Genomic DNA, 25,127 nt, shown 5'->3' with positions numbered 1-25,127 from the left:
CCTTCCCCGAAGTCGGGGAAGGATTCCCACGCTATGCGCGACGATGCCCTAACGCGTCGGAACCCGCGGCATTGAGGTGGATCCATGCCGGCATAGAGCCGCCATCTCGCACCGTGGACAAAGCGGTCTTTGGCTGGTGCAGACCTCCTGGCCGAAGCGTTTGATCAGCCAGTGCAGCTCATAGAGATCGTCGGCATCCCAGCTCGCCGGCATCAGGCGCAGCATGATCTGATGGGCCTTGGTCAAACTCACATTTTGCGGAAACAGGCCGAAGCGCTCGCCGAAACGCTTGATGTGCCTGTCCACCACGAAGACACGCCGCCGGAGCGTCGAGAAATTGAGGATGGCCGCCGCGCATTTGGGGCCGATGCCATCGTAAAGCTGGAGCAGTTCCATCCCGGCCTCGACCGACAGCGCGGCGAGATGGGAGAGATCGAACCGTCCCCGCTGCTCGACGATGCGGCCGACCGAAGCAACCAGCTGGCTGGCTTTCTTCTCGGGATGGGTGACGGTGGCAAGATGCGTGAGTACCTGGCGGGGATCGCTCTGCCCCAGCCTGTCGAGGGGATGGAAATGCTCGCACAAGGCCTGGAAGGCTTTTTCGGAAGCGGAATCATAGGTTTCCGAGCTGATCAGCGCCTTGACGAATTGCTCGGACGGCGTGTGGCGCCGAGCATCGCGCCGCGGGCCATAGGTTGCCAGCAGGCGCTGGCGCAGCACGGCGATGGGCTCTTCCCGGCCGAAATCGAGCCCGAGCTGGATCTGCTCCCGGATGGCGGGCATGCCCAATTCCTCAATGGAAATCCCGGCTCTTGAACAAGCTCAGTTCGAGCTGGGCCGGCGGCGGAGCCGGCAGGCCATCCGGCATGTCGCGTAGGCGGGCGAGTTCGGCGGAGAGGTCGAGCACCTCCTCGGCGATGACATGCACGACATCGCTGGCACGCTGGAGCCGGCCGCGTATGGCGACGAAGCGGGCATTCATCACCGCGCGGCGGTTCCTCTCGAAAGTCCGCGACCACACGATGATATTGGCGATGCCGGTCTCATCCTCGATGGTCATGAAGACGACGCCGCTGGCGGTGCCGGGGCGCTGGCGCGTCACTACCAGGCCGGCGACGGTGACGAGGCTGTCCTGCTTGAACTTGTCGTCGCGATGCGCCTCGTTGGTGATGGCGCCGAGATGCTGCAATTGCGGGCGCAGGAAGGAGCAGGGATGGGCCTTGAGCGACAGGCCGGTCGACTGATAGTCCTCCAGTACATGCTCGCTCTGCGACATAGTAGGCAGGGTGACGGCTGGCTCGGGAAACAGGGCATCGTCGAAATCGGCGGCCAGCAGCGGCATGTCCCGGCTCGTCTTGGTGGCACCGATGCCGATGGTCTCGAAGCGGCGCACGGCCCACAGGGCCTCGCGCCTGTCCAGGCCGAGCGAGCGGAAGGCATCGGCCTCGGCCAGTTTCTGCATTGCCGCCAGTGGCAGGCCGCTTGCCGTGCCGAAGCGCTCCAGGCTGGAAAAACCGTTGCCGCGCCGGCCGGCCATTGCGGTGATCTCCTTCTCGTTCAGTCCGGAGACCAGCCGCATGCCGAGGCGTACGGCAAAGCGATGTTTGATGGGATCGCTGGCCGGTTCCAGCGTGCAGTCCCATTCGCTGTAATTGACGTCGACGGGCCGGATTTCGACGTCATGATTTTCGGCGTCCCGTACCAGTTGCGCCGGCTGATAGAAACCCATGGGCTGACTGTTGAGGATGGCGGCGCAGAAGACGTCGGGGTAGTGGCATTTGATATAGGCGGAGACATAGACCAGCACCGCGAAGCTGGCGGCATGGCTTTCGGGAAAGCCATATTCGCCGAAACCTTCGATCTGGCTGAAGCAGCGTTCGGCAAAGGCCTGTTCATAGCCGCGGCGCACCATGCCGCCGATGAACATTTCCTTGTAGTTGCCGATCGTGCCTGTGTGCCGGAAGGTTGCCATGGCCCTTCTGAGGCCATCGGCCTCGTCCGGCGTGAAGCCGGCGGCCTTGATGGCGATCTCCATGGCCTGTTCCTGGAAGAGGGGAACACCGAGCGTGCGGCCCAGGACTTCGGCGAGTTCGTTCCTGTCGCCGCCGCGCCGCATGGGCAGGTCGGATTTTTCGATGCCGTCGCGCCGGCGTAAATAGGGATGGACCATGCCGCCCTGGATCGGGCCGGGGCGCACGATCGCGACCTCGACGACGAGATCGTAGAATTTGCGAGGCTTCAGCCGCGGCAGCATCGACATCTGCGCTCGGCTTTCGACCTGGAACACGCCGACAGAATCGGCCTTGCACAGCATGTCATAGGTGGCCTCGTCGTTGCGGGGCAGGGCCGCGATCGCGCCGAGATTGCGGTCGTAATGGCGTTCCAGCAGCTCGAGCCCGCGCCGGATGCAGCTGAGCATGCCGAGCGCCAGCACATCGACCTTCATCATCCCCAGTTCGTCGATGTCGTCCTTGTCCCACTCGACGAAGGTGCGGTCCGCCATGGTGGCATGGCAGACGGGCACGGTGTCGTCGAGCCTCTCGCGCGTGAGCACGAAGCCGCCGACATGCTGCGACAGATGGCGGGGAAAACCGGTGAGCGCGGCGGTGAAGTGGAGCGCCTGGCGGATCACCGGATTGTCGGGATCCAGGCCCGCCTGGCGCACGCGGCTGGGCGTCCAGGTCTGCATGCCCATGCCCCAGACCGTCTTCGACAAGGCCGCCGTCACGTCCGGTGTCAGGCCCAGCACCTTGCCGACTTCACCCACCGCCCGCCGGGAGCGGTAGTGAATTACGGTCGAGCAGATAGCCGCGCGATGACGGCCATAATGTTCGTAAATACGCTGAATGACTTCTTCGCGGCGCTCATGTTCGAAATCGACATCGATGTCCGGTGGCTCGCCGCGGTTTTCGGAGATGAAACGGGAGAACAGCAGCTCCGTTTCGGTCGGATTGACCTCGGTGATACCGAGGCAATAGCAAACGGCGCTGTTCGCCGCCGAACCGCGCCCCTGGCAGAGAATATTGAGTGCGTTGCGGGCATGGTCGACGACATCGTGCACGGTAAGAAAATAGGGCGCGAATTCGAGCTTGGCGATCAAAGCGAGCTCAGCGCGAACAGCGTTGACGACTTTCTCCGGCACTCCACGAGCAAAGCGCTTCCTGGCGCCGGCCCAGGCCAGGTCCTCCAGGTGTTGCTGGGCGGTCTTGCCAGGTGGAATGGGTTCGTCCGGATATTCGTATTTCAGGTCACGCAGATTGAACGTGCAGGCCTCAACGATTTCGAGCGTGCGCGCCAGTGCGTCGGGATGATCGGCGAAGAGTGCGGCCATTTCGGCGGGCGACTTGATGTGGCGTTCCTCGTTGACTTCGAGCCGCAAGCCGGCTTCGGCCAAGGTGCATTTTTCTCGGATGCAGGTGAGGATGTCGGCAAGCGGCCGCTGGGCCGGTACATGGTAGAGCACGTCGTTGATGGCGACCATCGGGGCGCCGATCCTCTCGCCCAGCTCGGCGAGCAGGCCGAGGCGGCGAGGCTCGTCGCCTTTGAGGCGATGGCTGCCGGCCAGATAGACGGAGCCCGGTGCCGCCTCGGCCAGCCTGGTTACCCGTTCGGCGAAGAGGGGATCGAGCGTATAGGGCGGCAGAACGATCAGTTTCTGCCCCTCGCAGGCGGCGAGAATGGCCGAAAAGTCGAACTGGCACTCACCTTTCGCACGCACCATGCGCTTGTTGTTGTCGCTGAGCAGGCGGCAGAGCCGACCATAGGCCTCGCGGTCGGTGGGATAGGCGATGGCCTCGAAACCATCCATGGTGACGAGGCGCACGCCGGGCAGATAGCGCAGCGACGGATATTTCTTGGCCTCGCGCAGGGCCCTGACCACACCGGCAAAGGAGTTGCGGTCGGCGATGCCGATACCGGCCAGGCCGAGCCTATGGGCCTGCCTCACCATGTCCTGCGGAAAGGAGGCGCCGCGCAGGAAGGAGAAATTGGTGGTGACGGCGAGCTCGGCATAGGCGGATGGGGCTGGTGTCGGCAAATCCACAGGAAGCGTCTGGTCTTTCACCCTGCCGGGAAGGGCGACATAGCCGCTGTCGGCCTCTCTCTCATATCTCATGCGAACAGCCCTCGCAGGGACCAGCTCTGCCGGCCGTCATGGCAGAGCCAGAAACGTTGGCCGGTCTGCGTCTCGGCGACGTAATAGTCCTGGTAGGTCGGCGCGGGCAGCAGGACGGCGCGCTCGCGCCTGGCTTCTCCGTCCTCGAAACGGTTGCGCTTCTGGCTCCTTGGGCTCTCACCGTTGGGGAGGGCAGGAGCTTCCTCGCCCATCTTGCCCCAGCCATATTCCTCCTTGCCCGACTTGTCGGGCAGGACCGGGGGAGCCGCTTCCCACCAGGGACCGGCGATGCGTTCCGGTCCCTGCAGCGCAGTGATGTGATGGGACGAACCGCGCCAGCGGACATGATCGGGCAGGCCGTCTGGACGGGTGGCGAGGATCTGCAGGGGCTCGGGCTGGTCCAGAAACAAGGGTGGCCGCTGACGCAAGCCATCGGCCGCCGGCCAGGCCGGTGCAGGATCGGCGGCATCGCGCGCCTCCTCGGCGAAGGCCGGATCGTGCCGGGCGACGGGATGGAGTCGGCGCACGCTGCCGGGGCCGAGGCGCTGGCGGAGAGCGTCGATCAATTCGGCCCGGCGTTCGCCGGCATCGGCCGGCGGCGCATCCCGGCGTCCCTCCCGCAGGGACAGACGAGCCTGGCGCTGGCCGAATTTCTCGGTGACGGTCGCGGTGAGGCTGATGGTCTCGAAGCCAAAGCCGGCATCGATGGTCTCGCCCAGCCTTTCCAGGTCGAGCTCCACCAGCCTGGCAATATGGGCCGGATCGCGTGTGGCGGCGGCAAGGCCGATATGGATGGTACGCACCTCGCCATCGACCCGGAACAGGCGGAGCTGCAAAGCGCGCACTGCCACCCCGCCGGCGACGAGGGCGGGAACCAGGTCCTGCATCAGGCGGGTGGCGACATGCACCACGGCTGCCTGGCTCACCACCGGCTCGAGGAGCTGGCGGCTACGATGGTAGAGCGGCGGCGGTTCGATCAGAGCAAGGGCTTCCTCGCGCCGCCCCATGGCCTGGTCGAAGCGCTTGAGCAGGATCGCATCGAAGCGCGCGGCGAAGGGCGCCCGTGGCTTGCCGATGAGATCCCCGATGCGGGTGAAGCCGAGACGGTGCAGGGTCTGGACGAGGTCGTTACCAAGGCGCAGGGCTGCCAGGGGCAGATCGGCAAGAGCCGGCCCGGGATCGCTGCCCTCGGCCAGGATGCAGCCATTCTGGGGATGGAAACGGGAGAGAGCCCAGGCTGCGCCGGGTGTGTCGGCCAGCGCCACGCGCGCACCGAGGCGAAGATGGCGCAGGCGCTTGACGATGTCGGCGAGAAGGGCCTGCTCGCCGCCGGCCAGATGGCTGGCGCCGGTGATGTCGAGGAACAGGCCGTCGGCGCCGTCGGCCTCGCGGTAGAGGGCCACGGAGGGCGTATAGCGCATGGCCCACAGGCCGAGCCGGTGCAGGGCCCTGGCATCGGCCTCCGGCATGGCCGGCCGCGTCTGCAGGCCCGGCACCTTGGCTCTCGCATCGGCGACCAGCCCGCCCGCCGCCAGGCCTTCGGTCTCGGCCGGCTTGCTGGCGGCTGAAATGCGCGGGCCGCCGGCGGCATCGACCGTCAGGACGAAGGGGTAATGGCCGTCTATCGTATCAGGCGACCTTGGCGTGTTGCTCTGGGCGACGAGAAAGCGCTGGATCGGCCAGCGTGGCAGATAGATCGAGACGATGCGAGGCATGGTCATACTCCATGAGCCAGGATCCGCTTTGCCCGTTGCGGCTGCGTTCGAGCCGAACGTGCCAGCGCCAGGCGGTGAGAAGGCCGAAACGATCGCGCGGACCGGCGGCCGCGCCGACGCGCCAGCGGGTGATCGCAGCCAGGGAAGGCGTGGCCAAAGGCGGGCGCAGAAGGAAGAGGGGACAGGGGGCGGAGGCTGCTGCGAGCTGGAGGCGGCGGCTGGTGGTAGCGTCCATGCCGCCACCCGTCACGGCGGCCACCGCAGCGGCGGCGCCGGAGCGCAGGATCTCCTCCAGGGCCCAGGCGGCCTCGGTCTCGTCGCCGGCCGTCGTCACGATGAGCCCGGCAGGATCGAGGCCGAGGGCGTTGAGGCCATGGCCATGGAGCCGCCCGAGGCCGGCCATGCCGCGCGGTGAGGTCACCAGCCAGACCGTCCCCTTGGCCTGTCGCAGGCACAGGCGGGAGGCGAGGAAACCCAGCGCGCTGCCATTGTCGAAAATGGTTTGCGGCGCAATTTCATGCAGGCCGTCCAAGGCAAGGCCGCCGCCGGGCAGGCGCGCGTCGATCTCCCCGATGCCGAAAGGCAGCACGCCGGCATCGGCATGCACATGATCGAGCCGGGGCAGCAGAGCACGCAATTCCGCCAGCTTCTCGGTTCGTTGGCCGGTGAGGACAGGAGGGGCAACGCGTATCGTCATGGCTATGATCCGTTTCGTTCAAATTAGAACAAAACAAGAACATTTCAAGCGGAGTCTTCGATCACGCTCCATCCGGCTGGAAAAGAGCCCGGCATGGTAAAGGGACTCTTCCATCACGAGATGGTAGAGTCCCCCGATTTCAAAGGCCGTGCGAAGCGCGCCTCAATGCGACGGCAAAGAGCGGGCTTGGCCTTCCTTGTCGTGCACGGCGAAGCGCTCCACCAGGGTCGCGCTGGCCTCGTTGAGGCCGACGACCTCGACCTCGCGCCCCTGGCGGCGCGCTTTGAGGACGATGCGGTCGAGCGCGCCGACCGCCGAGATGTCCCAGAAATGCGCCGCGCCGACGTCGATGACGATGCGCTCGATGGGCTCCTGCACGTCGACGGCATCGCTGAAGGTACCCGCCGATGCGAAGAAGATCTGCCCTTCGACCCGATAGATGCGCTCCTTGCCGTCGGCCGAGAGGCTCGAACGCACGCGGCTGAGGCGCGAGACCTTGCCGGCGAAGAACACGCCCGACAGGAGCACGCCCACCAGCACGCCCTTGGCGAGGTCGGCCGTCGCCACCACGGTGCCGACGGTTGCCAGCATCACCACCGAGGAGGGCACGGGGTTGCTGCGCAATTGCAGGAGCGAACGCCAGGAGAAGGTATTGATCGAGACCATGATCATCACCGCCGTCAGGGCGGCGACCGGCACGATGGCGAGCAGGTCCTGCAGCGCCACCAGCAGGATCAAGAGGAAGCTGCCGGCTACCAGCGAGGACAGGCGGCCACGGGCGCCGGAGGAGACGTTGATCACCGACTGGCCGATCATGGCGCAGCCGCCCATGCCGCCGAACAGGGCCGAGGCCATGTTGGCGATGCCCTGGCCGGCGCATTCGCGGTTCTTGTTGCTCGGCGTATCCGTCATGTCGTCGACGATCTGCGCGGTGAGCAGGGATTCGAGCAGGCCCACCGCCGCCAGGGTAAGCGCCACCGGTGTCAGGATCCGCAGCGTCTCCAGCGTCAGCGGCACCTCAGGCAGGCCGAAGCTCGGCAAAGTGGAGGGAAGCTCGCCCAGATGGGCCACCGTGCGCACGTCCAGTCCGAAACCCCAGGCGATGGTGGTGAGCACGGCGATCGCGACCAAGGGCGCGGGAATGGCCCTGGTGACATAGGGAAACAGATAGATGATGGCGAGGCCGAGGGCGATCAGGCCGTAGGTCGCCACCGGCACATGTACGAGCTCGGGCAACTGAGCCAGGAAGATCAGGATCGCCAGGGCGTTGACGAAGCCCGTCATCACCGACTGGGAGACGAAGCGCATCAGCCGGCCGAGCTTGAGAAAGCCGGCGATGATCTGGAAGACTCCCATCAGGATGGTGGCCGCGAACAGATATTGCACGCCGTGGTCGCGCACCAGGCCCGTCATCAGCACGGCCGTGGAGGCCGTTGCCGCCGAGATCATGGCGGGGCGTCCGCCGGTGAAGGCGATCACACAGGCGATCACCACGGAGGCATAAAGGCCGACCTTGGGGTCGACGCCCGCGATCACCGAAAAGCCGATGGCTTCGGGGATCAGGGCGAGGGCGACGACGATGCCGGAAAGCACGTCGCCGCGTGGATTGGAAAACCACTCCCGGGAATAGGCAGACAATTTGTTCATGAGAAAATTCGCAAGGGACATGCGGCCATACCCGGTGAAACGGGTTGGATGATGCTGTCGCGCCATTTGCGTTATCCGGCGGATCGGCGGCCGGAAGAGCCACCCGGAATTTCACCGGGTCCTTCTGAATAAGGCTCTTCTATCGGCAAGGCACGGGCTGAGGCAAGGCGAAAGGCATCACCGACCGCAATTTTGTTGCGGCCGGCAGCAAACCTAGGGCGGCCGCGCTCTCAGCGCTCCTCCTTGCGGAAGGGTTTCAGCAGGGCGGTCGGTGCCATGGCATTGCGCGACATCATCGCCATGGCGACGATGGTGAGCAGGAAGGGCAGCATCAGGAAGATCTGGTAGGGGATATGCCCCAGGCCCACCGCCTGCAGGCGCAGTTGCAGCGCGTCGACGCAGGCAAACAGCAAGGCGGCGCCAGTGGCGCGCAGGGGATCCCAGCGACCGAACACCACCAGGGCGATGCAGATCCAGCCGCGTCCCGAGATCACGCCGAAGGTGAAGGCGTTGAACTGGGCCATGGTGAGGAAGGCGCCGCCGAGGCCCATCAGGGCACCTCCGAGGATGACGGCTTCGAAGCGGCGGGCGATCACGCTGATGCCGGCGGAATCGGCGGCACGCGGGTTTTCCCCCACCATGCGCAGGCCGAGGCCCCAGGGCGTGCGATAGATCAAAAAAGCGGTGAGGGCGACGCCGATCAGCGCCAGATAGACCAGGGCGTATTGCTGGAACAGGATCGGCCCAAGGATCGGAATCTCGGCAAGGCCGGGGATCGGCACCGGCTGGAAGGCCGCGATGGTCGGCGGCGAGGCCTGCTGGCCGAACACCAGGCGATAGAAGAAATAGGCAAGGCCCGAGGCGAACAAGGTGATGCCGATGCCCGAGACATGCTGGCTGAGGCCGAGCGCCACCGTCAGTACGGCGTGCAGCGCACCGAGCAGGGCGCCGGTTGCGATGGCGGCGAGGACGCCGAGCCAGGGGCTGCCGGTAAAATAGGCGGCGGTAAAGCCGGTCATGGCCGAGAGCAGCATGATGCCTTCGATACCGAGATTGAGCACGCCCGCGCGCTCGGAGATCAGTTCGCCGAGCGTGGCGAAGATCAGGGGGGTGGCGATGCGCAAGGTCGCCGCGAAGAAGCCGATCTGGAAGATCTGTTCGAGGATCAGGTTCATGCCATAACCCCCGAGCGTCGCAGGCGATAGGAGGTGAACAGGAGTGCGACCAGCATGGTCAGGAGGGACGTGCCCTGAATGACGTCGGCCAGGAAGACCGGCACGCCGGTGGCGCGCGACATCGCCTCGGCGCCGGTCATTGCCGCCGCGAAGAACAGGGCCGCCGGCACCACGCCGAGCGGATTGAGGCGGGCCAGCATGGCGATGACGATGCCGCTATAGCCATAGCCCGGCGACAGGTCTCCCATTACCTGGAAATGCACGCCGCCGACCTCGCCGACACCGGCCAGGCCCGCCAGCCCGCCGGAAAGCAAAGCGGTGGCGACCAGGATGGCATTGACCTTGATGCCGCCATAGGCGGCCGCCTCGGCATTCTCGCCGGTGACGCGGATGGCAAAGCCCAGTGTGGTACGCGTGATCAGGAACCAGATGGCCGGCGCCGCGACGAGGGCAGCCAGCACGCCCAGATGCAGCCGCGTGCCCTCGAAGAAGATCGGGAAATTGGCGCTGTCCTCGATCGGCGGCGAGATCGGATAGCCGCTGAGCGAATCCTTCCAGGGTCCTTCGATCAGGGCGAGCACGCCAAGCAGGATTACCGAATTGAGGAGAAGCGAGGAGACAACGTCGTCGACCTTGAGCTTCACCCTGAGCAAAGCCGGCACCAGCGCAGCGATGCCTCCGGCTGCCGTACCCGCCAGCGCCATGGCGATGTAGGCAAGGGCGCTTGGCATCGCAAAGCTGCCGACGAAGCAGCTCGCCACCGCTCCGGCCATCAACTGGCCCTCGGCGCCGATGTTCCAGAACTTGGCGCGGAAGGCGACGGCGACGGCGAGGCCGGTGAAGATCATCGGCGCGGCCTTCACCAGCGTTTCGGTGAGGGCGTAGAAATCACCGAAGGCACCTTTCAGCATCAGGCCATAGGCCTCGAAGACATTGGCGCCGGCCATGACGATCAGGCCGCTGCAGAGGACGAGCGTGACCAGCACCGCCAGGATGGGCAGGGCGATATTGAACCAGACAGGGGTGGATTGGCGGGGTTCCAGCCTCAACATCAGTGCCTCAACATCAGTTCTTGGCTCCTGTCATCAACAGGCCGAGTTTCTCGATCGTCGCTTCGCCGGCCGGCAGGATACCGGCCACGCGCCCCTCATAGAGCACGGCGATGCGGTCGGAGAGGGTAAGCAATTCCTCCAGGTCCTCGCTGATCACGATCAGGCCGCGGCGGCGGGCGCGCAGGTCGAGAAACCGCTCATGCACGAAGCGAGCGGCGCCGACGTCGAGGCCGCGGGTTGGCTGGGCGACAATCAACGCCTTGGGATCGAAGGCGAGTTCGCGCGCCAGCAGGGCCTTTTGCATGTTGCCGCCGGACAGCGAACCGGCTCTCGCCATGGGCCCGGGGCAGCGTATGTCGAAGGCCCGGATCTGTTCCTCGGCGAAGGCCTGAATGGCGCCGGGCTTGAGGAGGCCGCGCGCCGAGAAGGCGGAAGTGCCGATGCGGGGCAACACCATCGAATCGGCCAGGGGCAGGGCCGTGACCATGCCCTGGGTCATGCGATCCTCGGGGATGCGGCCGAGCCCCATCTCCTGTACGCGGCGCGGGCCATAGGGCACGACTTCGGCGCCCGCGATCTTCAGCGTCCCAGCCGAGGGAGCGAGCATGCCGGCGACCACATCCGCCAGGGCCCGCTGGCCATTGCCGGTCACGCCCGCAATGCCGAGGATCTCGCCCTCGCGCACGGAAAGGGAAACGCTGGCAAGCCGCATGCCGCCATGCCGGTCGGTCGAGATGTTTTCCAAGGACAGGACCACGGCGCCAGGCTCGGAGATGGGGCGCTGCGGCGGTACGATCTCCTGGCCGCACATCAGCCGCGCCATCTCGGAAGAGGAGGTCTTGGCGGGTTCGTCGATCGAGCCGACGACCCGGCCATGGCGCAGCACCACGCAGCGATCGGTGATGGCGCGTACCTCGGTGAGTTTGTGCGAGATGAAGATGATGCCGAGGCCCTCGCCCGTCATCGCCCTTAGCGCCTTGAACAATCCTTCCGTCTCTTCGGGTGCGAGGACAGCAGTGGGTTCGTCAAGGATAAGGAGTCTCGCGCCGCGAAACAGGGCCTTGATCACCTCCAGGCGCTGCTGCTCGCCGACGGCAAGCGAGGAGACCGGCCTGTCTGGATCGAGGCGGAGATTGAACTTGGCGGCAATCTCGCCGAGGCGGACCAGGGCGCCTGTCCGATCGAGCCGTCCGCCCCGCCCTGGCAGACCGACCAGCAGGTTTTCGAGCACACTGAGGCGGGGAGCCAGATGAAAGTGCTGATGCACCATGCCGATGCCGGCGCTGAGCGCATCGGCGGAATTCTGGATGCGCCGTGCCTGGCCGTCGATCAGGATCTCGCCTTCGTCCGCCGCATAGGCGCCGAACAGGATGTTCATCAGCGTGGTCTTGCCCGCCCCGTTTTCGCCGAGCAGGCCGACGATCTCGCCCGGGCGCACCAGGAGATCGACGTCCGCATTGGCCTGGACGGTGCCGAAGCGCTTGGAGATGCCGCGCATCTCGACGAGGGGAGGGGAAGGGGGCATGGGTGGAAGGCGCACCTGGTTTCTACCCTCCCCTGGATGTCCGCAACTCTCTTGAGTTGCGCAGGGAGGGTCGGACGAAGTCCGGGGTGGGGTGATGGCTGGCAGTGATTTTCATCCAAACCATCAATGTCGACACTGTCGTTGAGGGGGCGCCGGCCACCCCACCCCGACGCTGCGCGTCGATCCTCCCCCTCCAGGGGAGGGTAAAGGTAGCTCAGTCCGAGACCGGGGTGTTCTCGTCGACGTCGACGCGGAAGGTGCCGGCGAGGATCTCCGCCTTCTTCTTCTCGACCAGATCCTTGACCTCGGCCGGCAGCAGCTTGTCGAATTTGTGATAGGGCGCGAGCGAGGAGCCGCCCTTGGCCATGCGCGAGAAGTCGCCATAGTCCTGGGCAGTGAACACACCGGCGCGCACCATTTTGATGGCCTGCTGCACGGTCGGGTACATGTCCCAGACCGGGCCGGTGATCACGGTGTCCGGTCCCTGGTCTGATTGATCGGACATGTTGGAGATCGCATAGATCTTCTTTTCCTTGGCCGCGTCGATCACGCCGAAGCGCTCAGCATAGATGACGTCGACGCCGCCATCGATCTGGGCGATGGCGGCTTCCTTGGCCTTGGGCGGATCGAAGAAGGAGCCGATGAAGGTGACTTTCTTCTTCACCTGCGGATTGGCTTCCTTGGCGCCGGCGAAGAAGGCGTTCACCAGGCGGTTGACCTCGGGAATGCCCATGGCGGCCACGGCGCCGACTGTGTTGGACTTGCTCATCTTGCCGGCGATCAGGCCCGACAGATAGGCCGGTTCATGGATCCAGTTGTCGAAGACACCGAAATTGGGCTCGGCCGGACCGGCGCCGGAACCGAACAGGAAGGCGGTCTTGGGGAATTGCTTGGCGGTGCGGCGGGACTCGCGCTCGGCGGCGAAGGCATCGCCCATCACCAGCTCATAGCCGCCCTGCGCGTATTCGCGCATGACGCGGCCGAAATCGGCTGCCTGGACCTTCTCGGAGAACTTGTAGTCGATGTCGAGTTCCTTGGCCGCCTTGGTGAGGGCGAGGTGGATCTGCTTGTCCCAGGGTTCCTCGATCGGGGTAGCGAAGATAGCCGCAACCTTGAGCTTCTTGTCGGAGGCGGCGAAAGCCGGCAGCGGCAGGCCCGCCGCGACCAGGCCGGCGGCGCCGAGCCCGATGAAATGGCGGCGCGACAGGCCTGATTCCCCGTGAAGCGGATTGCGATCTTTGCGCGACATGTCATTCCCCTCTCTTGTCGGATGAAATTTGTAACGGCTCGAAATACGGGATGGAACGTTTGGTTTGCCAAGCACTTGGCGGCTCTTGCCAGAGCAATGTGCCCTTTGGCGTGACGTCTGTCCAGATGGTCAAATCCGGTTCGGAGGCCGGCACACCGGGGTTCACCCCGCCGCCTTCGGTGCGTAGCTCGCCGGATCGAGGCTGGCGGGACGGCCCGGCAGATCGAGTGCGCTGCGTCGGGCTGGGGTCTGCGCAATCACCTTGCCGCGACGCATGACGAAGAGGCGGGTCGGGCGCATGCGCACCGCCTCGATGGTGTCGGCCGCCTGCAGGATGACGAAATCGGCATGGCAGCCCTTGGCGAGGCCATAATCTTCCAGCCCCATCACCGCAGCCGGCACCGACGTCACCGCCTCGAAGGCCCAGCGTATCGCTTCGCGGCTGGTCATCGGCACGGCATGCACCGCCATATGCGCGACATCCAGCATGTCGGCGCCGCCAAGCCCGTACCAGGGATCCATCACGCAATCCTGGCCGAGCGCCACGGGGATGCCGAGCGCCCGCATCTCAGGGATGCGCATCAGGCCGCGACGCTTGGGATAGCTGTCGTGACGGCCCTGCAAAGTGATGTTGATCAGCGGATTGGCGATCGCGAAGATGCCCGCCTCCAGGATCAGCGGCAGCAGCTTGGAGACGTAATAGGAATCCATCGAGTGCATGGAGGTGAGATGCGAGCCTGCGGCCCGCCGGCCCAGGCCGAGGCGCTGGGCCTCCGCCGCCAGCGTCTCGATATGGCGCGAATGGGGATCGTCGCTCTCGTCGCAATGCAAATCGATCATCAGGCCGCGCTTGGCGGCGATGGCGCATAGCGCCTTCACAGAGGCGGCGCCGTCCTCCATCGTACGCTCGAAATGGGGAATGCCGCCGACCACGTCGACGCCCATGTCGAGCGCCCGCTCGAGGTTCCTGGCGGCGGTGGGCGAGCGGTAATAACCGTCCTGCGGGAAGGCGACGAGTTGCAGGTCGAGATAGGGTTTGACCCTGGCCTTGACCTCGAGCAGCGCCTCGACCGCGAGCAGCCGGTCGTCGCAGATGTCGACATGGCTGCGCACGGCCAGCAGGCCCTGGCTGACGGCGAGATCGCAATAGCGCAGCGCCCGTTCGACCACCGCCTCATGGGTCAGCATGGGCTTGAGCTCGCCCCACAAGGCAATGCCTTCGAGGAGCGTGCCTGACTGGTTGAGCCGGGGCAGGCCGAGCGACAAAGTAGCGTCCATGTGGAAGTGGCAGTCGACGAAAGGCGGCGCTACCAGCTGCCCGCCGGCATCGATACGCTGGGCCGCCTCGCCGGTGATTCCAGGCTCGATGGCGGTGATGCGCCCAGCCGAAACCGCGATGTCCTGGCCGGTGCGTCCGTCGGGCAGGGTGGCGTTGGTGACGATGAGGTCGAGCGACATCGGGGCGGTTCCGCTGCAATTCGTTCAGGAGGGAAGGGCGATTGCCATCATGGGCGGTTTGACGGATTCGGCCAATGGCGCAAGTAGCCTTGCCCTCATCCTGCCGGCCTGAACGGCTTGGCCAGCGAGGCCGGGAAATGCAGGGCCAGCATCTGGCGGTTGCGCGAGATCAGCACCAGCACCACGATGGTGGCGAGATAGGGCAGGGCCGATAGCAGCTCGGAGGGAACCGCTATGCCGAGCGCCTGGCCCTGCAATTGCAGGATGGTCATGCCGCCGAACAGCCAGGCGCCGAGCAGCACGCGGAGCGGCCGCCAGGTGGCGAAGACCACCAGGGCTAGGGAGATCCAGCCCTTGCCTGATGTCATGTTCTCGACCCAGAGCGGAGTATAGGCAACCGAGAGATAGGCACCGGCAAGGCCCGCCATCAACCCGCCGAACAGCACGGCCATGTAGCGGATGCGCACGACCGGATAGCCGATCGCATGCGAGGTCTCCGGCGACTCGCCCATGGTGCGCAGGACCAGGCCCGTCTTCGTCCGATAAAGGAACCAGGTGATCGCCGCGAACAGCACAAAAGCCAGATAGACCAGAGCGTCGAAGCGGAAGAACAGCGGTCCGACCACTGGAAGCGCAGAGAGCACGGGGATGTCGAGCGGTTTCAAGGCCTCGATCGGGGCGCTGCCGAAATTGCGCCCGACAAAGGCGGAGACGCCGGAACCGAAAATGGCGAGCGCCAGGCCGGCGGCATATTGGTTGGTGAGGAAGGTGAGGGCGAGCACCCCGAACAGGAGCGAGGCTGCGGCACCGGCCAGCGCGCCGATCAGGATTGCGACGGGCATCGGCAGGCCCGATATCACCGCCCAGAAGGCGAAGGCGGCGCCCATCAGCATCATGCCCTCGATGCCCAGATTGAGCACGCCGGATTTCTCCACCACCAATTCGCCGAGTGCGGCATAGATCAATGGCGTGGCGGCAATGATGGTGCCGGTGAAGATCGCGATGAACAGATCCATCAGGCATGCTCCCGCACGAGGCTGAACCGGTAGAAGATGAAGAAGTCGGCGGCCAGCAGGAAGAACAGCAGGATGCCCTGGAAGATGCGGGTGAGGGACGAGGTCAGGCCCAGGGTAAGCTGCACGCTTTCGCCGCCGAGGAAGAGAAGCGACATCAACAGGCCACCGAAGACAATGCCGAAGGCGTTGAGCCGGCCAATGAAGGCGACGATGATCGCCGCGAAACCGTAGCCCGGCGAGATCTGCGGAGACAATTGCCCGAGCGGCCCGGAAAGCTCGGCCATGCCTGAAATACCCGCGGCCGCGCCTCCGGCGAGCAGGCCCGTCCACACCGCAGCGGATTCGCGGAAGCCGGCATAGCGGGCGGCCAGGGGCGCCGCGCCGCTCACCGACATCTTGTAACCGAGAAAGCTGCGGTCGGTGAACAGCCACATCGCGATCACGCCGATCACGGTGAGGATGATCGAGGTGTTGAGGCGATAGGCATCGTCGAAGACGGGAAACATAGCGGCGGGAGGCAGCAGCGCCGTCTGCGGATAGTTGAAGCCGGCAGGATCGCGCCAGGGACCATGCACCAGCCAGGACAGCAGCAGGCCGGCGATATAGGTGAGCATCAACGTGACCAGGATCTCGTTGGTGTTCATCCGTGCCCTGAGGAAGGCGGGGATTGCGGCCCAGGCCATGCCGGCCAGCGCCCCGGCCATGATCATCAGCGGCAGCAGCAGCCGGCTTTCCGGATCGGGATAGAACAGGCCGACGCCGCAGGCTGCGATCGCTCCCACGATCAGCTGGCCTTCGGCACCGATGTTCCAGACATTGGCGCGGAAACCGACGGCCAGGCCGCAGGCGATCAGGATCAGAGGTGAGGCTTTCAGCAGCCACTCCGACACGCCGTTCAGCGAATTCAGCGGCGCGATGAAGAAGGCCTGCAGGGTCTGGAGCGGATCCTGGCCCAGCGCCGCGAACAGGATGGAGCCGACCAGCAAAGTCAGCACGATCGCGACCAGGGGCGCGGCGAGGCGCATGGCAGCGGATGGTTCGGGTCTTTGTTCAATCTTGAAGCGCAACGGAACCGCTCCCACCGTTCTGGCCCCGGCCACCGATCCTGGTCATGAGCAGGCCGACCTCCTCCCGATTGGTCTCGTCCCGGATGAGGGGCGACGAGACCCGCCCCTGGCAGATCACCAACAGCCGGTCGCATATCTCGAAGAGTTCGTCGAGTTCCTCGGAGATCACCAGCACGGCGGCACCGGCGCGGCTGAGATCGATCAGCGTCTGGTGGATGAAGGCCGCCGCGCCGACATCGACACCCCAGGTCGGCTGGGAGACCAGGAACAGCTTCGGGGCAAGCGCAATCTCTCGCCCGACGATGAATTTCTGAAGATTGCCGCCCGACAGGCTGCGTGCGCTCGCCCGCGGGCCGTTCGCCTTGACCTTGAATTTGTCGATAATACTGCCGGCGAAGCTGGCCGCCCGCCTGCGGTCGACCAGGCTATGGCGCACCAGGCCCTTGCTATGGGCCGTGAGCACGGCGTTCTCCCAGAGCGAGTGAGGAGGCACGGCACCGCGGCCGAGCCTTTCCTCCGGCACGAAGGCGAAGCCGAGCCGGCGCCTGGCGGCAGCATCGAGCCGGCCGACGGGCTGGTCGCCGAAATGGATGGCCTCAGGGCTTGCGACGGGCCGCTCGCCGCTGAGGGCGGCGATCAACTCGGCCTGCCCATTGCCCGAGACGCCGGCAAGGCCGACGATCTCGCCGCCATGCACGTCGAAGCCCACATCGTGCAAGGCGACGCTGCCCTTGTCGGCGAGCACCGACAGACCGCGCACCTTGAGGATCGGTTCGGCGCTGAGTGTCGAGGGCGTGACCTTCATCTCGGGCAAGGCTGCGCCGACCATCAGCCGCGCCAGCTCCACCGAGGTGCTCTGCTTGGGCTTGGCAGTGCCGGTCACCCGGCCATTGCGCAGCACGGTGGCGGAGTCGCAGAGCGCCTGCACCTCGTCGAGCTTGTGGCTGATATAGAGGATGCTGCAGCCTTCGGCGGCAAGCTGGCGCAGCGTCTCGAACAATTTCACCACAGCCTGCGGGGTGAGCACCGAGGTGGGCTCGTCCAGGATCAGCAGCTTGGGCGTGCGCAGCAGGCAGCGCACGATCTCGACGCGCTGGCGTTCACCGACGGAGAGGTCGTGCACCCGGCGCCAGGGGTCGATCGGCATGCCGTAGCGTTCCGACAGGGTGATAATCTGCCCGGCCAGGGCATCCAGGCGAAAGGGGCCGGGGGCGCTGAGGGCGATGTTCTCGACGACGGTGACGGACTCGAACAGGGCGAAATGCTGGTAGACCATCTCGATGCCGAGGGCGCGCGAGCTCGCCGGATCATGCGCCTCGATCAGCCTGCCGTCGCAATGGATCTCGCCGGTATCGGCTTGTGCAGCGCCGTAGATGATCTTCATCAGCGTCGATTTGCCGGCGCCGTTCTCGCCCAGCACCGCATGGATTTCGCCAGGCATGATCGAGAGCGAGATGTCGTCATTGGCGACGACGCCGGGATAGGTCTTGGTGATGTTGCGCAGTTCGAGGCGCGGGGTCATGGCCGGTCCTTGATCGCGGGGGAGGGCGTGGGGGTGCGGGAAGGAACAGAAGCTGGATCTCTACCTGCGGTCCCCGAGAGAGGCGCGACTAGCCTTCTCCACGAAGTGGGGAAGGTGCCCAAACGAAGTTTGGGCGGATGGGGTGTGGCGGGCAGTGCATCAAGCATAACGAGATGGCATCACGGTCGAGCAGCCCAGGAACGGCTGTCACACTGCCTGCCACACCCCTCCCGACCCGACTTCGTCGGGCCACCCTCCCCAGCTGCGCTGGAGAGGGCAAATCGCGCCCTTATCGGCCCGGCCGAGTTGGGTGCGTTCTGTTTCGGAGGGATCGGGTTATCTCCTCACCCCAGCTTGCCGATCATGCCCTTGACGAACCAGTTCATGCCGCGAATGTCGGCGTCGGACGGGGTCTTGCCTGCCGCCACCTTGACCGCACCGCCCTGGTCCTTGAGCTCGCCCGCATAGGGGTGGATTTTGCCCGAGCCTATATCGGCCTCGAGCTGCTTGAGCTTGGTGACTACGTCCCCTGGAATGGCCTCGTTATAGGGCGCCATCTTGACCACGCCGCCGGCCAGGCCGTCCCAACGGGCCTCCGGCTTCCAAGTGCCTTCAGCCACGCCCTTGGCGGCGCGCACATAATCGCTCGACCAGTCCATCGTAAAGGCGGTGAGCTGCTTGCCGGCTCCGAACTTGGCCATGTCGCTGGCATAGCCGATCGACCAGGCGCCGCCTTCGCCGGCGACCTGCACGCCGGTCGCGGTATCGGTCATCGAGCAGATCACGTCGCAGCCTTGCGACAGCAGTGTCTTGGCCGCCTCCTTTTCCTTGCCGGGATCGAACCAGGAATTGAGGAAGATGGCGTTGCAGGTGATTTCGGGCTTCACGCTCTGGGCGCCGAGCAGCAGCGCGTTGGCCGGGCCGACGATGTCGGGGATCGGAAAGCCGCCGATGAAGCCGATCTTGCCGGATTTGGTCATGTGGCCCGCCGCTGCGCCGGCGACATAGGTACCTTCGTAATATTTGGCTTCGAACGTACCGAGATTGGCCAGGTGCACGATGCCCGAGCAATGCTCGAAGGCGAGCTTGGGAAAGCGCGGCGCCACCTTCTGCAGCGGTGTGCCATGCGAGAAGCTGGTGCCGAAGATCAGCTTGTTACCCGAGGAGGCCAGCTCGCGGAAGACGCGCTCGGCATCCTGCGGCATGAAGATGTTGTCGATGACGGTGATGGCGACCTTGTCGCCGAGTTCCTTCTTGATCGCTTCGACGCCGAGGCTGTGCTGCTTGGTCCAGCCGATATCGGCCACGGGCGAAACATAGACGACGCCGATCTTGAGCGGCTCGTCGGCATAGGCCCGGCTCGCAAAGCTCCCGGTTCCCAGGGCAGCGCCGGCCATGCCGGAATATTGCAGGAATTTTCGCCGTGTCAGGCTGGTCATGATGGTGTCCCTCTGTTGGCTTGGTGAGTGCCCGGCTTGTCGCCGAGTCTGTATTGAAGTGTCTATTTCGAACTGTGGTCGTGGCGATGCTTTGCCGCCTCACCATTGCCTTTTCGGGCAGGCTGGCGTCTGGTTTGCGAAACTTCGCCGGCTTTCGGGTCCAGATAGGGCTCCAGGGCTTCGCGGGGCGACAGTTCCGGAAAGACCTCTCGGTCCATGATATAGCCGCGCACCACGCTGCGATGATGGGTGTCGATCAGCTCCATCGCCTGTTTGAGACGGCCCTTTTCGAGCAGGTCGATCACCCGCGAATGGTCGTCGATCAGGTTGCAATAGTCGAAATCGGCGGTGACCAGCGACCGCAGCAGCGTGGTGCGGCGGACGAGCTGGGCATGAATGTCCTGCATCACCTTGTTGCGGCTGAGGCGAACGAAGATGGTGTGGAATTCTTGGCCGAGGACATCGGCCAGGGCATCGTTGCCGGCCGCGATGGCCTGGCGCTGGCGTTCGACATGCTGACGCAATTCGGCCCAGCCGGCCGGGCCGAGCCGGTCGCTGAGCTGGGCCGCCACGCCCTGTTCGACCAGCGTCAGCGCGTCGTAGATTTCCAGCGCTTCCTGCATGCCGGGACGGGCGACGAAGGCGCCGCGATTGCGCTCGATCTGGGCGAGGCCGTCATCGGCGAGCCGGATCAGGGCCTGGCGCACCACGATGCGACTGACGTCGAAGATCTCGGCCAGCTCCCGTTCGCCGAGCTTGCAACCGGGCACCAGCCGGTGCTCGATGATGGCCCGGGTCAGGATGTCGGCTATCGCCTGTGAGCGGCTGCTCATGCCCAATATCTCCGCGCCGGCAGTCCGGCATGTCCGAACTGCCTCCATCATATCGGTATTCAATCCTGTCGCCCTGTCAATCAAGAATCATTCTTTGTCGTGCAATTTTTAATTGATTGATATCCAATCCTGTGGTTCCAATACGCCGTAACAGAGCTAGGTTCATGGGGAAGAGCTAGCCGAGGGGAGGGTGCGATGAGCCAAGCAGCCCTTTGTAGCGACCAAGTTCTTCTGAACGACTGGCATGTGATTGCCGACCTGACGAACCTGATACCCGGCAAGCTCTTCCAAACCCGCCTGCTCGGCGTGGTGCTGGATATCCGTTCCGACGACGGTGCCGATTGGCAGGTTGTCCGTGAGGTCGATGGCAGCCCGGTCACTTCGACCTGCCGCTACGGCTTTCTGTGGGCCTGCCTGGGCGTGCCGGAGCGCGACATCGCCCTCGCGCCGGAGGCCGGGGAGGAGGATCGCTATCTGGTAGCCGGCGGCTCGATCGCCGTTCGCGCCTCCGGGCTGCGGGCCGTCGAGAATTTTCTGGATTTAGGCCATCTGCCCTTCGTGCATTCGGGCACCCTGGGCGAAGAGCCGCATACGGAAGTGGCGCCCTATAATGTGCAGGTGACCGAGGCCGACGAGATCCTGGCGACCGAATGCCGGTTCTTCCAACCTTTCGCCTCGCCGTCTGCGCAAGGCGGCTTCCTGGTCGACTATGTCTACAAGGTGATCCGGCCCTATACGGTGGCGCTCTACAAGAGTAATTCCGTTCACAAGCAACGCTCCGATGTGATCGTGCTGTTCGTCCAACCGGTGGACGAGGAGAATTGCGTGGCCCATCCCCTGCTTTGCTATGTGAAGGACGGTACGGGCGAGGCCGCGATCCGAGGCTTCATGCAGTTGATCTTCGCCCAGGACAAGCCGATCCTGGAAAACCAGCTGCCGAAGCGGCTGCCGCTCGATCCGCGCGCTGAAACGCCGATCCGGGCCGACGCCGTCTCCGTCCATTACCGGCGCTGGCTCAGGGACCATGCGGTTTCCTATGGCGCCATTCCGGCGCGGCTTTGAAGTCTGCGCCGACGCAAATCAAGAGGAACAATGATGATCGAGACACGCTGCAAGGATCCGGTGACTCTCAATCTCTGGCATCCGCTCGCGGCCATGGCCGAGACGGCCGCCGGCAAGGTCGCCGAGACCGTGCTGCTGGAGGAAAGGCTTGGCTATGCGATCGATGAGCACGGCAATGCGGCCGTTTGGTTGAGGCGGCCGGGGCTTGCCGCGAGCGATCCGGTCGATGTCGAAGCCCTAGGAGACACGCTGCCGGTCAAGCTAGCCTATGGCTATATCTGGACCTCGCTCGGCACGCCGCCCGCGGAGCTCTTCCCCATTCCGGAATTCGCCGAACCCGATCGCCGGCGCCTGAATGCCGCCAGTATCGGCGTGAATGTCTCGGCACCGCGGGCCATCGAGAACTTCCTCGACATGGGTCATTTTCCCTATGTCCACACCGATATCCTCGGCGCGGAGCCGCATACCGAGGTGAAGGAATATGACGTCGAGATCTCTGTCGACCGCGACGAGATCCTGGCGACGCGCTGCCGCTTCTTCCAGCCCATGGCCTCGACCGTCTCCACCGGGGGGGCAGATGTCGACTATGTCTACCGCGTTCCCCATCCCTTCTGCTCGGTGCTCTACAAATCGAGCCCGGCCGACGAGAGCCGGCGCGATGTCATCGCCGTCTTCCTGCAGCCGGTCGACCAGGAGCATGTCCGCGCCCACATGATGCTGTGCGTCCTCGACGAGGAGAACGAGGACAAGGTGATCAAGCGCTTCCAGCAGACCATTTTCGGGCAGGACAAGCCGATCCTCGAAAACCAGTTCCCCAAGCGTCTGCCGCTCGATCCCAGGGCCGAGACGCCGATCCGCGCCGACAAGTCGGCGATCGCCTATCGCCGCTGGCTCAGCCAGAAGGGCGTGACCTATGGCGTCATCCCGGCAGCGACCTGACGACAAGAGCAAAGCGCGTTCAGGCGTGAACGCTTATTTGCTCTAGCTTTTTGTTTCGACGCGTCTTTGCGGTTCGACGTGACTACGTCTCATCGCAAAACGCTTTGCCGAATTCCGGAGACAACCATGCTCGAGACCGCCAAGACCCGCTGGCATCCCATTGCCGCGTCGCATGACCTGCCGTTCCGCCATGTCTTCCACGGCCAGTTGCTCGGCCGCGAATTCGCCGTCTGGCGCGCCGATGACGGCTACGTCAACATCTGGGAGAACCGCTGCCTGCATCGCGGCGTGCGCCTGTCCATCGGCATCAATGACGGGCGCGAGCTCAAATGCCAGTATCATGGCTGGCGCTATTCCAACCGCACGGCGGGCTGCACCTATATCCCGGCCCATCCGGCCGATGCGCCGGCGCGCACCATCACCAACCGGACCTTTGCCTCGGTCGAGCGCTACGGCCTGATCTGGTCGGCGGAGGAACCGCTCGGCGAGGTGCCGGAAATAACAGGTCTTTCGGAAGGCAATCTCCTGGCCTTGCGCGGCATCCCGGTGAATGCGCCGCCCGAATTGGTGGCGGATGTGCTGAAAACCTATCGCTTCCAGCCAAGCGATGCCTTGGCGGGCTCGTCTGCCGGGACGGTGGTCGAAGCTGCCAACGGGTTGAGTGTGGCGCTGCGCTCGAAGGAGGGCGAGCACTCGACCCTGGCGGTCTTCTTCGTGCAGCCGGTCGATTCCAACCGCTCCGTCATCCGGGGCGTGCTCGACACTATTCCGGAAGGGCCTGCCCGGCTGGCGGTGCTGCGCCATCATAATGAGCTCCTGTCGAAATTGCGCGACAGGCTCGAGCGGGAGGCTGCTGCCCGGCCGGCGCCGGCGCCGATGGAAGCGGTGATCGAGCGGGTCTCGCCCGAGCTTGCCGAGATGCCCGAACTCGCCGCCCATGGCCGCAAGGCTACCATTCGCGTCGAGGTGGCGCGCAAATGGCAGGCGGCGGACGGCATCGCCGGGTTCGAGCTGCGCAGGGTGAAGGGCCTGCTGCCAACCTTCCAGCCCGGTGCTCATATCGACGTGCATCTGCCCAATGGCCTGATCCGCCAATACTCCATCACCAACGGTCCCGGCGAGGCCGATCGCTACGTCATCGGCGTCAAGCTGGAGCGGGATTCCAAGGGCGGGTCGGTCTGCCTGCATGACAGCGTGCGCGAAGGGGACGTGCTGGCGATTTCCGATCCGCGCAACAATTTCCCGCTGCGCCGGGATGCCTTGAAGACCATCTTCATCGCCGGGGGCATCGGCGTGACCCCGATGCTGGCCATGGCCCAGGCGCTGAATCATCAGGGGTTGACGCACGAATTCCATTATTTCGCGCAGAACGAGGGCCAGCTTGCCTTCCGTGATCGGCTGGACCTTCTGAAGGCCACGCTGGTGCCGCATCTCGGGCTCGGCCCGGAAGCGACGGCGGCCAAGTTGCGCGAAATTCTTGGTTCCTATGACGGCGACACGCATCTCTATCTCTGCGGCCCCGGGCCGATGCTGGAGGCGGCGCGCGCCATCGCCGCCGAGCTCGGCTGGCCGGAAGAGGCGGTGCATTTCGAGTATTTCAAGAACACCAAGGAGATCGATGACTCGTCCAGCTTCGAGATCGCCTTGGCGCGCTCGAACATGACGCTGACAGTGCCGGCCGGCCGCACCATCCTGGAAGTCATGCGCGAGGCCGGCATCGACATGCCTTCGTCCTGCGAGCAGGGGGCCTGCGGCACCTGCCTCTGCTCGGTCATCGAGGGTGAACCGGACCATCAGGACGTCTATCTCACCGAAGCCGAGAAGAAATCGGGCACCAAGATCATGACCTGCGTGTCGCGCGCCAAGTCCGCCCGCCTCATTCTCGATCTCTAGGAAGCAGCAATGATCAAGCTCTACGACTATGAACTCTCGGGCAATTGCTACAAGCTGCGCCTGCTGATGGGCATCCTCGGTATTGCCTATGAAACCGTGCCGGTCGACTTCTATCCCGGCCGCGAGCACAAATCGGACTGGTTCCTCAGGATCAATCCGCTCGGGCAACTCCCGGTGATCGAGGATGACGGGCTGGTGCTGCGCGATGCCCAGGCCATCCTCGTCTATCTCGCCGCCAAATATGATGCCGGGGGCAGCTGGTATCCACGCGATAACCCGGCCCTGCTCGGTGAGATCAGTCAGTGGCTTGCCTTCGCCGACGGCATCACCGTCACGGCTTCGGCGGCACGGCTGCATGACGGGCTGTTCTATGAGCTGGACGTCGAGGCGGCACGATCAGGCGCCCATCGCCTGTTCCGCATCCTCGACGAGCATTTGTGGTTCGGCGAGCAGGAAGGGCGCGACTGGCTCTGCAGCGCGCCTCAGCCGACCATCGCCGACATTGCCTGTTTTCCCTATGTGATGCTGTCGGAAGAAGGGGGCATTCCCCGCCAAGATTACCCGGCGATCCGCCGCTGGTCCGATCGGGTCAAGCGTATCAAGGGCTTCTCGGTGATGTCCGGCGTCTTTCCCGCCGGTCGGGCGAAAGCGGCGTGATCGCCGCGCCGCTTTCGGTGAGAGCAAAGTGCATCTTGATAAAACGCTCTTTGCTCTAACTCTTTGT

The 25,127-nt window shown here is 64.9% G+C and carries 19 protein-coding genes and 1 other annotated feature; of the genes, 4 read left to right on the top strand and 15 right to left on the bottom strand.

Annotation, left to right across the window (positions count from 1 at the left end; all coding sequences use genetic code 11):
* Positions 1-48: 48 nt before the first annotated feature.
* The 15 genes from ACR9ZN_RS15280 to ACR9ZN_RS15210 all read right to left on the bottom strand — a co-directional run bounded on the left by ACR9ZN_RS15280 (position 49) and on the right by ACR9ZN_RS15210 (position 20,509).
* Positions 49-783, bottom strand: a complete 735-nt coding sequence (locus tag ACR9ZN_RS15280) for an endonuclease III domain-containing protein (protein WP_454814793.1) — start codon at positions 781-783, stop codon at positions 49-51.
* A 10-nt stretch (positions 784-793) separates the two neighbouring features.
* On the bottom strand, positions 794-4,114 hold the full coding sequence (locus ACR9ZN_RS15275; protein WP_481272584.1) for an error-prone DNA polymerase: 3,321 nt from the start codon (positions 4,112-4,114) through the stop codon (positions 794-796).
* Positions 4,111-5,829, bottom strand: a complete 1,719-nt coding sequence (locus ACR9ZN_RS15270) for a Y-family DNA polymerase (RefSeq protein ID WP_454814789.1) — start codon at positions 5,827-5,829, stop codon at positions 4,111-4,113. Before ACR9ZN_RS15270 ends, ACR9ZN_RS15275 begins: the two co-directional genes overlap by 4 nt.
* Positions 5,744-6,526, bottom strand: a complete 783-nt coding sequence (locus tag ACR9ZN_RS15265) for an ImuA family protein (protein WP_454814787.1) — start codon at positions 6,524-6,526, stop codon at positions 5,744-5,746. The genes ACR9ZN_RS15270 and ACR9ZN_RS15265 overlap by 86 nt, the downstream gene beginning before the upstream one ends.
* 162 nt (positions 6,527-6,688) lie before the next feature.
* Positions 6,689-8,173, bottom strand: a complete 1,485-nt coding sequence (locus ACR9ZN_RS15260) for a SulP family inorganic anion transporter (RefSeq protein WP_481272583.1) — start codon at positions 8,171-8,173, stop codon at positions 6,689-6,691.
* Positions 8,174-8,242: 69 nt separating this feature from the next.
* Positions 8,243-8,298 (bottom strand) — a sequence feature (sul1 is cis-regulatory element that is thought to sense ions involved in sulfur or methionine metabolism; They are found in Alphaproteobacteria).
* Positions 8,299-8,403: 105 nt separating this feature from the next.
* Positions 8,404-9,348 (bottom strand): ABC transporter permease, encoded by a 945-nt coding sequence (locus ACR9ZN_RS15255; protein WP_481272582.1) that lies wholly within the window; start codon positions 9,346-9,348, stop codon positions 8,404-8,406.
* Entirely contained in the window at positions 9,345-10,400 is a 1,056-nt protein-coding gene (locus ACR9ZN_RS15250) for an ABC transporter permease (protein ID WP_481272581.1), read from the bottom strand. Before ACR9ZN_RS15250 ends, ACR9ZN_RS15255 begins: the two co-directional genes overlap by 4 nt.
* 13 nt (positions 10,401-10,413) lie before the next feature.
* A complete protein-coding gene (locus ACR9ZN_RS15245; protein WP_481272580.1) occupies positions 10,414-11,925 on the bottom strand; it encodes an ABC transporter ATP-binding protein in 1,512 nt (503 codons plus the stop codon).
* 214 nt (positions 11,926-12,139) lie between these two features.
* The gene (locus tag ACR9ZN_RS15240) at positions 12,140-13,174 is read right to left on the bottom strand and encodes a BMP family protein (RefSeq protein WP_434957235.1); all 1,035 of its coding nucleotides are present in this window, start codon (positions 13,172-13,174) and stop codon (positions 12,140-12,142) included.
* A 162-nt stretch (positions 13,175-13,336) separates the two neighbouring features.
* On the bottom strand, positions 13,337-14,632 hold the full coding sequence (locus tag ACR9ZN_RS15235) for an amidohydrolase family protein (protein ID WP_454814773.1): 1,296 nt from the start codon (positions 14,630-14,632) through the stop codon (positions 13,337-13,339).
* A gap of 95 nt (positions 14,633-14,727) precedes the next feature.
* Entirely contained in the window at positions 14,728-15,648 is a 921-nt protein-coding gene (locus tag ACR9ZN_RS15230) for an ABC transporter permease (protein ID WP_481272579.1), read from the bottom strand.
* On the bottom strand, positions 15,648-16,715 hold the full coding sequence (locus tag ACR9ZN_RS15225) for an ABC transporter permease (protein ID WP_434957232.1): 1,068 nt from the start codon (positions 16,713-16,715) through the stop codon (positions 15,648-15,650). Before ACR9ZN_RS15225 ends, ACR9ZN_RS15230 begins: the two co-directional genes overlap by 1 nt.
* Positions 16,699-18,237 (bottom strand): ABC transporter ATP-binding protein, encoded by a 1,539-nt coding sequence (locus tag ACR9ZN_RS15220; RefSeq protein ID WP_481272578.1) that lies wholly within the window; start codon positions 18,235-18,237, stop codon positions 16,699-16,701. Before ACR9ZN_RS15220 ends, ACR9ZN_RS15225 begins: the two co-directional genes overlap by 17 nt.
* A 344-nt stretch (positions 18,238-18,581) precedes the next feature.
* Entirely contained in the window at positions 18,582-19,676 is a 1,095-nt protein-coding gene (locus ACR9ZN_RS15215) for a BMP family ABC transporter substrate-binding protein (protein ID WP_454814767.1), read from the bottom strand.
* Between the two features lie 62 nt (positions 19,677-19,738).
* Positions 19,739-20,509, bottom strand: a complete 771-nt coding sequence (locus tag ACR9ZN_RS15210) for a GntR family transcriptional regulator (protein WP_454814765.1) — start codon at positions 20,507-20,509, stop codon at positions 19,739-19,741.
* Positions 20,510-20,704: 195 nt separating this feature from the next.
* Here ACR9ZN_RS15210 and ACR9ZN_RS15205 point away from each other — a divergent pair, with 195 nt between their 5' ends.
* From ACR9ZN_RS15205 to ACR9ZN_RS15190, 4 genes are all read left to right on the top strand, one after another.
* On the top strand, positions 20,705-21,571 hold the full coding sequence (locus tag ACR9ZN_RS15205) for an aromatic ring-hydroxylating dioxygenase subunit alpha (RefSeq protein WP_481272577.1): 867 nt from the start codon (positions 20,705-20,707) through the stop codon (positions 21,569-21,571).
* 33 nt (positions 21,572-21,604) lie between these two features.
* Positions 21,605-22,510: an aromatic ring-hydroxylating dioxygenase subunit alpha gene (locus tag ACR9ZN_RS15200; protein WP_454814761.1), complete on the top strand. Its 906-nt coding sequence runs from the start codon at positions 21,605-21,607 to the stop codon at positions 22,508-22,510.
* Positions 22,511-22,636: 126 nt separating this feature from the next.
* Positions 22,637-24,403, top strand: coding sequence for a PDR/VanB family oxidoreductase (locus ACR9ZN_RS15195; RefSeq protein WP_481272576.1), 1,767 nt, complete (start codon positions 22,637-22,639; stop codon positions 24,401-24,403).
* A 9-nt stretch (positions 24,404-24,412) separates the two neighbouring features.
* Entirely contained in the window at positions 24,413-25,060 is a 648-nt protein-coding gene (locus ACR9ZN_RS15190; protein ID WP_481272575.1) for a glutathione S-transferase family protein, read from the top strand.
* Positions 25,061-25,127: the final 67 nt, after the last annotated feature.

Source organism: Labrys sp. HAY1-8F (genome assembly GCF_056754975.1).
This window is presented reverse-complemented; position numbering and strand designations above follow the sequence as displayed.